Source organism: Marinobacter manganoxydans MnI7-9, from assembly GCF_000235625.1.
Taxonomy (GTDB): Bacteria; Pseudomonadota; Gammaproteobacteria; order Pseudomonadales; family Oleiphilaceae; genus Marinobacter; species Marinobacter manganoxydans.
Genome location: NZ_AGTR01000067.1, coordinates 1 through 12,284, shown reverse-complemented (window position 1 = coordinate 12,284; position 12,284 = coordinate 1). Strand labels below are relative to the sequence as shown.

At 57.4% G+C, this 12,284-nt stretch carries 10 protein-coding genes and 2 tRNA genes; 6 read left to right on the top strand and 6 right to left on the bottom strand.

Annotated features, from left to right (window positions below; genetic code table 11):
• Nucleotides 1–18: 18 nt before the first annotated feature.
• A complete protein-coding gene (locus tag KYE_RS15220; protein WP_008175045.1) occupies nt 19–450 on the bottom strand; it encodes a BLUF domain-containing protein in 432 nt (143 codons plus the stop codon).
• A 110-nt stretch (nt 451–560) separates the two neighbouring features.
• Here KYE_RS15220 and KYE_RS15215 point away from each other — a divergent pair, with 110 nt between their 5' ends.
• On the top strand, nt 561–1,475 hold the full coding sequence (locus tag KYE_RS15215) for an AEC family transporter (RefSeq protein WP_008175044.1): 915 nt from the start codon (nt 561–563) through the stop codon (nt 1,473–1,475).
• On the opposite strand, the gene KYE_RS15210 is transcribed toward KYE_RS15215, so the two are convergent.
• On the bottom strand, nt 1,452–2,450 hold the full coding sequence (locus KYE_RS15210) for a zinc ABC transporter substrate-binding protein (protein WP_008175043.1): 999 nt from the start codon (nt 2,448–2,450) through the stop codon (nt 1,452–1,454). The genes KYE_RS15215 and KYE_RS15210 overlap by 24 nt on opposite strands.
• A 187-nt stretch (nt 2,451–2,637) precedes the next feature.
• On the opposite strand from KYE_RS15210, the gene gltX reads away from it, so the two are divergent.
• From gltX to KYE_RS15195, 3 genes are all read left to right on the top strand, one after another.
• Nucleotides 2,638–4,122 carry a glutamate--tRNA ligase gene (gltX, locus tag KYE_RS15205; protein ID WP_008175038.1) on the top strand — a complete coding sequence of 495 codons (1,485 nt, stop codon included), beginning with the start codon at nt 2,638–2,640 and terminating at the stop codon, nt 4,120–4,122.
• A gap of 113 nt (nt 4,123–4,235) precedes the next feature.
• Nucleotides 4,236–4,311: transfer RNA gene (locus tag KYE_RS15200), tRNA-Ala, on the top strand.
• Nucleotides 4,312–4,318: 7 nt separating this feature from the next.
• A tRNA-Glu gene (locus KYE_RS15195) sits at nt 4,319–4,394 on the top strand.
• A gap of 137 nt (nt 4,395–4,531) precedes the next feature.
• Here the strand turns inward: KYE_RS15195 and KYE_RS15190 are convergent.
• Nucleotides 4,532–5,383 carry a 6-carboxytetrahydropterin synthase gene (locus tag KYE_RS15190; RefSeq protein WP_008175036.1) on the bottom strand — a complete coding sequence of 284 codons (852 nt, stop codon included), beginning with the start codon at nt 5,381–5,383 and terminating at the stop codon, nt 4,532–4,534.
• A 73-nt stretch (nt 5,384–5,456) separates the two neighbouring features.
• Here KYE_RS15190 and KYE_RS15185 point away from each other — a divergent pair, with 73 nt between their 5' ends.
• Entirely contained in the window at nt 5,457–6,161 is a 705-nt protein-coding gene (locus tag KYE_RS15185) for an NTP transferase domain-containing protein (RefSeq protein ID WP_008175034.1), read from the top strand.
• Here the strand turns inward: KYE_RS15185 and KYE_RS15180 are convergent.
• The 3 genes from KYE_RS15180 to KYE_RS15170 form a co-directional block, all read right to left on the bottom strand.
• The gene (locus KYE_RS15180) at nt 6,121–7,215 is read right to left on the bottom strand and encodes a response regulator (RefSeq protein ID WP_008175032.1); all 1,095 of its coding nucleotides are present in this window, start codon (nt 7,213–7,215) and stop codon (nt 6,121–6,123) included. The genes KYE_RS15185 and KYE_RS15180 overlap by 41 nt on opposite strands.
• Before the next feature lie 52 nt (nt 7,216–7,267).
• Nucleotides 7,268–8,581 (bottom strand): MORN repeat-containing protein, encoded by a 1,314-nt coding sequence (locus KYE_RS15175; protein ID WP_008175029.1) that lies wholly within the window; start codon nt 8,579–8,581, stop codon nt 7,268–7,270.
• Between the two features lie 115 nt (nt 8,582–8,696).
• Nucleotides 8,697–9,158: a hypothetical protein gene (locus KYE_RS15170; RefSeq protein ID WP_008175027.1), complete on the bottom strand. Its 462-nt coding sequence runs from the start codon at nt 9,156–9,158 to the stop codon at nt 8,697–8,699.
• 99 nt (nt 9,159–9,257) lie between these two features.
• On the opposite strand from KYE_RS15170, the gene KYE_RS15165 reads away from it, so the two are divergent.
• Nucleotides 9,258–12,182, top strand: coding sequence for an insulinase family protein (locus tag KYE_RS15165; protein WP_008175025.1), 2,925 nt, complete (start codon nt 9,258–9,260; stop codon nt 12,180–12,182).
• Nucleotides 12,183–12,284: the final 102 nt, after the last annotated feature.

Here is a 12,284-nt window from a genome sequence, read left to right as displayed (position 1 = left end):
CGAAATCCATAACAGGCTTCAGGCTGCTCGTTTCAAATAGTTGCGGAGAAAATTGAAGTAGATTAGAGCGTCTCGAGTGGAGAACAGCTGGGGCTTGAATCCACCATAGAGTTTGTTGATGTAATTGCCCGGAACCTCGGGAAGCTTCGCCAGAGCCATTGCCCAATCGTCAAACTGGCGATGATCGATTTGCTCGTACTGAATCAGGCGAACATCCTGGTGGCGAGGATCGGCAGTGATGCCAAGGTAAAGTCTGTTGACAGCCTCTTCCTCACCTTCCAAAACCTGCATGAAATTGAACTGATCATAAGCCAGCAGGCCGGTGATGCCGTCCCGCTCGTTTCTTTTGATGGATTCCGCGAGGATGTCGTCTAAATCGGATTCCTGCAGATGCGAAGAAACGCTGCTGAAATAGATAAGCCTGCAAAGTCTGGGCTTCGATGCGTCCATAGCAAAAAACCTCCCTGAAGGAGAAGCACTCCTTCTGCTATGATCTCATGCTTGTTTAACTGTACTCCCATAAAACCCAAGTAAACAACCTTGCCCTGGAGTTTGAACGTATGCCCCTGATGGTGCAGGCTCTGCTGCCGGTATTTGTCCTGATCATGCTGGGGCATGTGTTCCGCCGCATTGACTTTCCGGGCGGCGATTTCTGGCCCCAGGCGGAGCGGTTTACCTACTACGTGCTGTTTCCGGCCATGTTGGTCTTCAAGCTGGGGCAGGCCAGGCTGCCGGCTTCCGCTTATGGTGACATTGCATTGCTCATTGGCGCCATGCTGATCGCGATGACGCTGATCCTGGCGATTGCCCAATGGTTCTGGCGCTGGTCCGGCCCGGTTTTTTCTTCGGTTTACCAGGGGGCTATCCGGTTCAATTCCTACGTGGGCCTGGCGGCTGGCGGCATGCTGCTCGGCGATCAGGGCCTGTCCCTCTCGGCGATCGCAGTTGCCATCATGGTGCCGTTGCTGAATCTGCTGTGCATACTGATGTTTTCACTGGTGGCCACGGAAGGGCCGGTGAGGCTGGTGCCAGTATTCAAGGCGATTGTGACCAATCCTCTTATAGTGGGCTCGGTGATTGGCGTGGTCTGGAGTTTCTTCGAAATCGGATTTCATCCGCTGATCGGCGGCATTCTCGAGCCGCTAAGCAATCTGGCGTTGCCGATGGGTTTGATGACGGTTGGCGCCGGGCTTCAGCTCAAGGCCCTCAGAGGCGCTTCACTGCCGTTTATTGTGTCATCGGCGCTGAAGTTGGTCGGATTTCCGCTGATGACTGCGGGGCTGGCCTCGTTGCTGGGTCTTGAGGGAATGATGGTTCAGGTGGTCGTGCTGTTGTCGGCGCTCCCCACGGCCACCTCTGCCTACATTCTGGCTCGACAGCTTGGTGGCGATGCCCCCCTGATGGCGGGCATCATCAGTGGTCAGACCTTGCTGGCCATCGTCACCATACCTTTAATGCTCAGTATTCTCTGGTAGGCACTTGAGCACCGCGTCGACAATGCTGTGCTGGAAGTTGTTGTAACCTTCTGGCGTTGCCGCGATGTCAGTGGCCAGAGGGTCCCAGGTGCTGAAGGTCACGTCCAGGCTCTCGGTGATCGAGCGCCACCACTGCCGGTTGAACTGCGGTTCGGTCAGGAGGCAGGGATGGTTTGCGTTGCGCAGTTTTTCCTGCACTTCCGCGATATGCCGGGCCCCTGGCGACAGCTCCGGGTTCAGTGTCAGAACGCCCTCGAGTTTCAGTTCATAGTGTTCGGCAAATCGGGTAAAGGCGTCGTGATAGGCGAACAGGCTGATTTCGTGCGCCGGTGCAAGGCGGTCCCGGATAGTGGCATCGGTTTCTCGAACGCTGGCTTTGAACTGCTCGAAATTCTCGTTTAACGCGCCAGCGTCAACACCTTTCAGTCCTGAGAGAGCATCCCGGATCGTCCCGGCCATTTCGATGGCCAGTTCGGGATCCAGCCAGATGTGCGGGTCTTCGCCGTCTCCGTGATCATGGCCGTGTCCGTGCCCCTCGTTGTGGTGTTCTTCCTCCTTGGCCTCCTCTTCGTGGGCATGGCCATGGTGATCGTCCGCGTGGTCGTCGTGCGCGTGTTCATCGTGGGTAACGTCCCCGGGTTCGTGCTCGGCATCCATGAGCGCGACCGTTCGACCGCTGAATTCCTGCCCTGCCAGAAGGCGATTAAGGAAGGTTTCCATGTCGGGCCCGACCCAGAAAATCACGTCGGCGTTTTCCAGGGCCCGGCGCTGGGATGGCTTCATGGTGTAATTGTGGGGGCTGGAGCCGGGCGGGACGAGACTCGTTGTCTGCATGTCTTCCGTGGCGATCGCACTGACGATCAGCTCAACCGGTTTGATGGAAGTAACAATGCGGGTCTCGGCCTGCAGGGCACTGTGAAACAAAAGGGTGCCGGCTCCGAGTGCAATAGAAAGTGCTTTTCCGGTAACGCGCATGATAAAAGAGATCCTGCGATGCTGATGTGTAATGTTATAATATAACAAACTCGGCCGGGGCCGGCAAAAGAAACTTCTTACTTAGTATTTCTGGTGTGCTCGTTAACTTCCTGATCATGCGAAACCTGCCGTTGGCCGGTATAATGCCCGCTTTATCAAACGGCCACCGATTTTTCAGGAAGGTTTCATGACTGTACGTACCCGAATTGCTCCGTCACCCACGGGAGACCCTCACGTTGGTACCGCCTACGTGGCCCTGTTCAACCTGTGCTTTGCCCGTCAGCACGGCGGCCAGTTTATCCTGCGTATCGAAGACACCGACCAGGCCCGCAGTACCGCAGAATCCGAGCAGGACATTCTCAAGGCGCTGCGCTGGCTCGGTCTGAACTGGGACGAAGGCCCCGACGTGGGTGGTCCTCACGGCCCCTATCGCCAGTCCGAGCGCAAGCACTCGTACCGGCAGTATGCCGAGGATCTGGTGACGGCCGGCCACGCATTTTATTGCTTCCGCACACCGGATGAGCTGGAAGCCATTCGGGAAGAACGCAAGGCCCAGGGCCTGAACCCGGGTATCAAGGGCGATCTGGAGCTGCCCGAGGACGAAGTGAAGCGCCGCCTCGATGCAGGTGAACCATACGTGATTCGTATGAAAGTGCCCGATGAGGGCGTCTGCGAGATCGACGACATGCTTCGGGGCACCATTGAGATCGACTGGGCTCAGGTGGACTGCCAGATTCTGCTCAAGTCCGATGGCATGCCCACTTATCACCTGGCGAATGTGGTTGATGATCACCTTATGGAAATCACCCACGTTCTGCGTGGTGAGGAGTGGATCAACTCGGCGCCCAAGCACAAGCTGCTGTATCAGTATTTTGGCTGGGATATGCCGGTGCTGTGTCACCTTCCGCTGCTGCGCAACCCGGACAAGAGCAAACTGTCCAAGCGCAAGAACCCGACCAGCATCAATTTCTATGAGCGCATGGGCTTTCTGCCGGAGGCCGTCACCAACTATCTGGGGCGCATGGGCTGGTCCATGCCGGACGAGCGGGAAAAGTTCACCCTGGATGAGATGATCGAGAACTTCGACATCCAGCGAGTTTCCCTTGGTGGTCCGGTGTTTGACGTGGAGAAGCTCCGATGGCTGAACGGCCAGTGGCTGCGCGAAGAGCTGACTGAAGAGCAGTTCATGGAGCGCATGCGCCAGTGGTGGTTCAATGAGGATGCCCTGCGTGCTCTGGTGCCCCACATCAAGGGCAGGGCAGAGGTGTTTTCGGATGTGGCGCCCATGGCCCAGTTCATGTTCTCCGGCATGCTCAACCTGAGGCCGGAAGACTTTGCCCACAACAAGCTGGAGGAAGCCCAGATCAAGCGGGTTCTTCAGTTCACGCTCTGGAAGCTTGAAGCGCAGCGACACTGGAGCAAGGAGACCATCTTCGCGGATATCAAGGCGTTGGCCAAAGCCATGGACCTGAAGATGGGTGACTTCATGTTCTCCATTTTTGTGGCGGTTGCTGGCACCCCGAATTCCTGGTCTGTCATGGATTCCATGGCGCTGCTGGGCCCGGACATGACCCGTTCAAGGCTCAGGCATGCGCTGGAAGTGATGGGTGGTTTCTCCAAGAAGGAAACCAAGAAGGTGGAAAAAGAATACGCGGCTCTGGGTATTCATTAACCGCTTTGGTGAATTAATAAACGGCTTGAACAGGGATGTTCAGAAAACTGAAAAAAAGTGTGTTTCAGAGGTTGACGCCCATAGGGCGGATCCTTAATATACGCAGCCGTTGAGGGGCCATAGCTCAGCTGGGAGAGCGCAACACTGGCAGTGTTGAGGTCGGCGGTTCGATCCCGCCTGGCTCCACCAATTTCTAGTCCCCTTCGTCTAGTGGCCTAGGACTCCGCCCTTTCACGGCGGCAACAGGGGTTCGAACCCCCTAGGGGACGCCAATACGGCTTGACGGTTTAGTCCACCGGATAGCCATCAAAAAAACCGCCTTTTGGCGGTTTTTTTGTGCCTGAATGTCAGGCCAGGCAAAACCGGGGCCCGATGACATTTTCATCGGACCCTGCTTTCACGATTTCAATCAGCGCTCGGCAATGGCCCCTTTGCCAACACCTTCATAAGCCTTCACCCGGATGGTGTCCGTCGCAAACTCCACCTTGAGCTTGTCGGCCATGTGGGCGGCAATCAGTTCCACCGTGGTGTCTGTATCCAGCATGTATACGCGTTCCTCCGGCAGGGTCAGCGCAAACTCCCCCTGGTTGGCCTCGTATTCGAAGGTTACGTAGCGAACGCCGTCTTCGTCCACATGGCGCCGCACCACATCCTCCTCGGACCCCACGTAGATATCCCGCCAGAGCTTCGCCCAGCGGCATTCCAGATCGTAATCGCGGTGGCCGTTACGATCGATACGAATCGGCGAGCGATGGCCGTGGGCAATGCGCTGGCAGTTGCCCAGGTGTTTCTTCAGGCCGTGCACGTAGTGATAGTAGGCACCGTCGATTTCCTCTTCCCGCAGATTGATCTCCACGGAAATCACGTTGGCCGGAAGTACCGCCTTGATTTCCTGTTCCAGCAAAGAGGCCACGGCCGAGGGCACAACCCGGTCGGCGGACAACCAGACAATGGCCTCGTCCGGTGAGCGGTGAATGATCTGGCTGCCGTCCGTGAGAGCCCAGGTAAAAGTGTCTGGCTGCTCCTCACTCCAGGACAGCCCCTGGTAGCCGCGGGGAATCACCAGACGATGGTCAACACGCTCATCGATCACCCGCTTGATGGTGCGTTTTACGTTACTGAAGTCGAACACCATGCCCTGTTCGTCCAGCTCCCCGCCAAGCACCACATCCGCAATCCAGCTTTCACCCACCAGCCCACGGGTCGGGTCCAGGTAGGCAAAATCGATAACGGTCAGGTTGTCTACAAACAGATGGTTCATCAAATTTCCAGGCGGGTGTGGTTGATTGATGGCCGAATTCTAGCAAAAATCACCGAATACAGCAGTCTGGCGGTTGGCCACTGCTTCATTTCTTTTTGCTATCGGACTCATCATTTTAAACCTCGACTCGCACATTGATCAGCAATTTCCGGTACTGATACTGGCGGCCGGTGCCTCGAGCCGCCTCGGTCGGCCGAAAGCCCTCCTGCCGCTGGCTTCTGGTGACGGGACAGACACGGACTGCCGTAACCGCACATTGTTGGACGCCGCCATTGCCCAAGGCCGAATCCTCAGCCCGGAAGTTCGAGTGGTGTGTGGGGCCTGGTACCCGCTCATACGCTTTCGTTGTCGGAGGCAACCTTCTTCCTGGTTGCGGGCGCCGGATTGGCAGGAGGGCATCTCGGCATCTCTGTCAGCGGGACTTCGCAGCCTGGGGCCAGCGGTAAAGGGCGTATTTGTTCTGGTGGCGGACCAGCCGTTACTGGATCTGAACGCCCTCGAGGCCTTTGGCAAGGCGGCCCGCTGTGTACCGGAACAGCCCATCGCTGCAGATTACGGTGGCCGGCCGGGTGTGCCCGCCTATTTACCCAGATGGCTCTGGCCGCTGGTGTTGGATCTGGAGGGGGATAGGGGCGCCGGGCGACTGCTCGCAGAGGTGCGTGCAACCCGGGTAGATATTCCGGGGATCCACGATGATGTGGACACCCCGGCAGACTGGCACAGGATCAGGACCCTGCTCAACCGAACAGGCCAGACAGCCAGGCAATCCCGACGCTGAAGATGCCGAGACTTATGGCAAGACCAATGGTGTAGACCCGGGACGATGCCGAGCGCTGCTGCGCAACAAAAAGGTCGATTGTGCGCTGGGCTATGTCTTCAGCGGTTTCCCTCGAGATCTCGTGGGCTTGCTGAATAGCCTCGGACTGAAGGGTTTGCCAGAACTCGGTATCAATCGTCTGCACACTCGTGATGTGATCTTTCAGCTCGGCCATATGCTCGCTCGTGAAGCCGGAATTCTTTTTCAGCTCCTTCTTGAGCACGGCAAGTTCGCTGCCAAGGTTCAGGTTGACCTCCGCGGCAACCTCGTCCCGCAGATTTTTGGTCCGTTCGTCGACCATTTCGGTGACGGCGTTCAGGCGTTCCTCAATCACCGCGTCCTGTTTGCTTCGGGATTCATCCAGAGCCCGCTTCAGGTGATCGAACTGCTCGTCAAAGAGGGAACTGAGCAGTTCGTGGAGGCGGTTGTTGATGTGAGTTTTGACTGCGGAACGGGCGATCTGCTCAATCAACTCGCTGGTCAAGGGCACCACATTGGCTTGCGGGTTGCTCCGGCTGGCTGAATCGCCCGTCTTGGGCGACAGTTCCACCGACGCATCTGCAGGTACGTTCAGCAGTTCGTCCTCTTCCGCGGCAGCCGGCTCAGATTGCAGCGGTGGCTCCGGCAAGTTTCCGCCTGTGACGTCACTGGCCAGCTGGTCCAAAACCTCTTTGAGGCCCTCCGTTTGCGGCGGTTTAGTGAGGATGTTGTAAACACCGAAGTTCCTGGCCTCCTCCATGAATGATGACGATTTTTTGGATGTGCACATGATGATGGGGATGCCGGCGGTCTCCGGGTTGCCCTTGATGGCTTTGGTCGCCTCTACGCCATTCATCCCCGGCATTAGATGGTCCATGAAGATGACATCCGGACGCCCCTGGCTGTTCAGGAAATCGAGGGCCTCCTCGGCCGAGCCAGCCATATTGACTTCCATATCGCGACTTTCCAGCAGTTTGCTCAGGGCAAATCGGGCCACCTTGGAGTCATCTACCAGCAGAGCGTTCTTGATCGCCATGTCACTACCTCAATCGTTTACTGCAAACGCGTTTGTTATCGGGCCGTTATGATTACCAGCCTTCCAGTTTCGGGCACTCTGTGGCCCGGTAGCTCTTGTCCCGATAACAGACACCGGGTTCAGTGGTTCGGGCAGTGAAAATTTCCCCTGCCGCTGTGGTCAGGCGTACCTGTCCGTAGGGCTCGCCATGACGGAATGTCGCTTCGATCGAGCTGCCGTTGGGATTCTTCAGCAAGCCCTTACCGTGGAACTTTCCTTCAATGTATTCGCCCTCGTATTTCTTGCCGCTGGCGAAGACCTCTGCCCCGGTGCCATGGAAGGCGCCGTTGGAAAATTCGCCTTCGTAATGGCGACCGTCGGGGTAGGTGAGTGTGCCGGTGCCATGAAATTCGTCGTTCCGGAAGCCGCCGACGTAGAGCATGCCATCCGCGGTGGTCAGGGAACCGTGGCCATTAAGCTGTCCGTCCTTCCAGTGGCCGGTCAGTATGTCGCCGTTTGCCAGTGTAAGCGTGCCTTTGCCGTTAAACTGGTTGTCCCGGAATTCGCCGGAATAGCGCGAGCCGTCGGCACTGCGCCATTCACCGTCGCCCTCGCGGTTGCCTGCAGACCAGCCTCCCTCGTAACGGCCACCGTCGGGATACCACGCGGTGCCCTGGCCGTGGAATTCACCATCCACGAAATGCCCCTCGTAGCGCAGTCCATCGTTGTCCTGGTAGGTGCCATCACCGGTCTTCACGCCACCGATCCAGATCCCGTCACGGAAATTCACCGTGGTCAGAGCCTCCAGTTCGCCCACCAGAGTCACCTCATTGCCGGCTTTCAGGGCAATGGAGCGGTTCCAGGGTTTGAAACCTGGCTTGGTGATGGTGACCTCGTAGCGGCCCGGGTCCAGCTCAAGATCCAGGCGGGTCGCGCCATATTCCTTGCCGTTGATGGTGACCTGATCGCCGACAACGTTTGAGCGTAGTACCAGCAGCGCCTGCGTCGGTGGCTGGGGTTCCTGCTGTTTTTCCGGTTGTTGCGGATTTGCCGGGGCGGTGTCTGTTCTCGTTGCCAATACCGATGGCGGTTCAGCTACCGCCAGAACCTCCGGGTTCTCCGGCATGGATGGCACGGTAAACGGAGTGGCTTCCACCACGGGTGGGCGCGACTCCCGGGCAGCCTGTTTGGTTCTGGCGGATGCCTCCGGAACAGGCTCTGGGGCCGGCTCGGGCTCGGTAGTAATAGAGGCAACAGCTTGATCCGTCGAGGGTGGTTCGAAGGCTTCTGTTATCTGAAGGTCATCCCGAACCGAGGCAAACCCGGCGGTTACCAGCAGCATGAGCGCCAGGGCATTGACGAACAGAAGCGGTCTGAAATCGACCATGACGGAACCTCTTGATCCTGCATTCTTGGAATTCTGTCTACCGGTTCATCTTACCCAGTGAGTGCAACGCTATGTAACAGAAAGTGACGGGGAGTTACCGAGAATGCAGGCCAAATCACACTTTATCCGGAAGCTGATCATGGTTGAGCTGCTCCCATGATCTCATGTACACGTCGGCTTCGTATTGATAAGGCGATTTGAAAGGGGTTAGCACGAAATCGAAGACGAGAAAGAAAAACCCGATAGAAGCCCACGCGATGGCCAGGGTGCTAATGGTCGTTGCCTGTACCTCCGGGTTCGAGTCGACGAAATTCTGTAACACCGGAATCAGATCCGATGCCATCGCAACCGGGTTGAAGCTGGCCATCACCAGTGGCACCCAGAAGGCGATGAAGATCGGGAAGAATCCGAATGACCAGAGCAATCGGCGGAGCAGATAAAGGGCAACTTCCCGCCAGAAGCGCTGTCTGACTTCCGGTACTTTCCGGATCCGCTCGAGGTACCGCCGACGTTCTGCCCAGTAGGCGGCTACTTCCGGGGCCTCAACGGCCTTTGATTGAGGTGCAGGTGTTGTCATGTACGGCGCGGTACCCTATAGCTTCTGGAGTGATGCATGATAAGCGATACTACGTGTTACCCTACAATTCTCCAATTGTTTAAAGACAGGATAGTTTGAATGGCTGCAGTGATCGACAACGCAACTCATCCGGCCTTTGAGAAACTTCGCAGTCACCGGATCGATACACTCAATCTCGAGGTCGAGGAGTATCGTCACAAGAAGACTGGCGCCCGCCATCTGCATCTGGCAGCCGACAACGACGAAAACGTGTTTTTCGTTGCCCTGCGTACCTTCCCGATGGATTCCACCGGGGTGGCGCATATTCTGGAACACACGGCATTGTGTGGCAGCGAGCGTTTCCCGGTTCGTGATCCGTTCTTCATGATGATTCGGCGGTCACTGAACACGTTCATGAACGCTTTCACCAGCAGCGACTGGACGGCCTATCCCTTCGCCAGCATAAACCGAAAGGATTTCGACAACCTTCTGTCGGTTTACCTGGATTGTGTATTTTTCTCCAAGCTCGATCCGCTGGATTTTGCGCAGGAAGGTCATCGCCTTGAGTTCGATAAGCCGGAAGATCCGTCCACCGACCTGGTTTATCGGGGTGTTGTCTACAACGAGATGAAAGGCGCCATGAGTTCGCCCACGTCCCAGCTGTGGCAGAACCTCAGCAGCCACCTTTTCCCGACCACGACCTATCACTACAACAGCGGTGGCGAGCCCGACCACATCGTGGATCTGAGCTACGACGACCTGCTGCAGTTCTACCGCCACCACTATCACCCCAGCAACGCGATATTTGCCACCTACGGCGATATCCCGGCTCATGAGCATCATGAGAAGTTTGAAGAGCTGGCGCTGAAACGGTTCGACCGGCTGGACATCGATCTTCCGGTTCGCGACGAGAAGCGCATGTTCGCCCCGGTCAGGGTAGAGCAGGGCTATGCGGTCAACGAAGGCGAGGGGACCGACAACAAGACTCACATCGTTGTGGGCTGGTTGCTGGGCCACAGTTTTGATTTGCAGGAGAACCTGGAGGGTCAACTGCTCTCTGCGGTACTGCTGGAAAACAGTGCCTCACCACTGATGCGAGCCCTGGAAACCACGGATCTTGGTCATGCACCTTCGCCCATGTGTGGTCTGGAAGACTCCAACCGTGAAATGACCTTTGTTTGCGGCATCGAAGGCAGCGAGCCGGACAAGCACAAGGATCTGGAAGCCCTGCTCGAGTCCACGCTGCTCAAGGTCGTGGAGGAGGGCGTCAGCCAGGAACGTCTGGAAGCCATCCTGCATCAGCTCGAACTGCACCAGCGGGAAATTGCTGGTGACCAGTTCCCGTACGGCCTGCAGCTGATCATGAGTGCCATTGCACCCATGGTGCACGGCGGTGATCCGGTTGAATTGCTGGATCTGGAGCCGGTCCTGGCAACGCTCCGGGAGAAAATCCGGGACCCGCAATACGTGCCGGATCTGATCCGCCGCAAGCTTCTTGAGAACCCGCACCGGGTCACCCTGACCCTGCGGCCGGATGAAAAGCTCGAGTCCCGCCGGCAGGAAGCCATCCGTGAAGCGCTGGCCCGTCGCAAGGCCGAGCTTACCGATGACGAGGTCCGGATGATTGTCGACCGGGCCAGGGCGCTGGAAGAACGCCAGATGCAGAAGGACGATGACTCCATTCTGCCAAAGGTGGATCTGTCAGACGTGCCTCTGCAGATGCCAGAGCCGGAAGGGCGTTATGACGGCGACATTTCGGCAACCGTTTATGCCCGTGGTACCAACGGTCTGGTTTACGAGCAGATTGTTGTCCCGGTGCCGGCGCTGACCGAAGAGGAGCTGCTTCTGGTGCCTTACTACACCACGCTGATTTCCGAAGTGGGTTGTGGTGATCTGGACTACCTGCAAATGCAGGATCGTATCTCTGCGGAGTCTGGTGGTATCGGCGCAGCGTTCAGCGCCAAAGGCCGGATTGATGACGTTCAGGCGCTGTCCGGTTACATCATCTTCAACGGCAAGGCTCTGGCCCGTAATCGCAGTGAGTTGACCCGTCTTCTACGGGATGTCTACACCAGTGCCCGCTTCGATGAGAAAGAGCGAATCCGGGAGATCATTGCGCAGATCCGGGCCCGTCGCGAGCAGGCCGTAACCGGCAGTGGCCATGCACTGGCCATGGGCGCGGCTTCACAGGGTATGAGTCCGGGTGCCTGGCTTTCTTTCCGGCTGGGTGGTCTTGCCGGTATTCGCGGCACCAAGCAGCTCGATCAGGCCCTGAAGGATCCAGAGGAATTGACGGCGCTCTGTGACAAGCTTTCTGCATTGCACGAGAAAATCGGCAAGCAGGGTCGGGAGTTCCTGGTGATTGGTGAAGAGGATCAGCTCCCGGCGATGGTTGATGATCTGAAATCCTGCTGGCGTGATGCCTCTGGAGCGGGCATTGCAGGCTGGAAAATGGAACCGGTCAATTACACTACCCGTGAGGCGTGGCTGACTTCTACCCAGGTTAACTTCTGCTCCAAGGCCTACAGCACTGTCGCTGTGGATCATCCCGATGCGGCGGCACTGACCGTGCTGGGTGGTTTCTTGCGTAACGGTTATCTGCACCGAGCCATTCGGGAGAAGGGTGGCGCTTACGGTGGCGGCGCCGGGCAGGACAGCGTGAATGGCACGTTCCGGTTCTTCTCCTACCGTGATCCGCGCCTGGAGGAAACGCTGGACGATTTCGACGCGGCCCTTGCGTGGCTTCAGGACAATGACCACGACTATCAGGAGCTTGAAGAGTCGATTCTTGGTGTAATTGGTCAACTCGACAGGCCCAGATCGCCTGCGGGCGCTGCTCGCCATGCTTTTCACAACAAGCTGTTTGGGCGAAGTCCGGAGCAGCGTGCCAGGTTCCGGGAGCGGGTGCTGTCCGTCACCCTGGACGACCTGAAGCGTGTGGCCAGAACCTGGCTGGTGCCGGAGAAAGCCAGTACGGCCGTGGTAACCAGTCCGGAAAACCGGGCCAGGGCCGAGAAGCTTGGCCTGAACATTCAGGAACTGTAAAGCCAAAACAAAAGAGGCCAGATGAAGTGTTCATCTGGCCTCTTTTTGGTCTGGCCCCTTTCTTATTCTGCCCCGATGACGCCCTCCAGCCGTCTGTACCCC

Excerpts from the sequence above, each read along its gene's own strand:
- KYE_RS15220 (WP_008175045.1), bottom strand. The coding sequence starts at position 450 with ATGGACGCATCGAAGCCCAGACTTTGCAGGCTTATCTATTTCAGCAGC.
- KYE_RS15215 (WP_008175044.1), top strand. The coding sequence starts at position 561 with ATGCCCCTGATGGTGCAGGCTCTGCTGCCGGTATTTGTCCTGATCATG.
- KYE_RS15210 (WP_008175043.1), bottom strand. The coding sequence starts at position 2,450 with ATGCGCGTTACCGGAAAAGCACTTTCTATTGCACTCGGAGCCGGCACC.
- gltX (WP_008175038.1), top strand. The coding sequence starts at position 2,638 with ATGACTGTACGTACCCGAATTGCTCCGTCACCCACGGGAGACCCTCAC.
- KYE_RS15190 (WP_008175036.1), bottom strand. The coding sequence starts at position 5,383 with ATGAACCATCTGTTTGTAGACAACCTGACCGTTATCGATTTTGCCTAC.
- KYE_RS15180 (WP_008175032.1), bottom strand. The coding sequence starts at position 7,215 with ATGGCGATCAAGAACGCTCTGCTGGTAGATGACTCCAAGGTGGCCCGA.
- KYE_RS15175 (WP_008175029.1), bottom strand. The coding sequence starts at position 8,581 with ATGGTCGATTTCAGACCGCTTCTGTTCGTCAATGCCCTGGCGCTCATG.
- KYE_RS15170 (WP_008175027.1), bottom strand. The coding sequence starts at position 9,158 with ATGACAACACCTGCACCTCAATCAAAGGCCGTTGAGGCCCCGGAAGTA.
- KYE_RS15165 (WP_008175025.1), top strand. The coding sequence starts at position 9,258 with ATGGCTGCAGTGATCGACAACGCAACTCATCCGGCCTTTGAGAAACTT.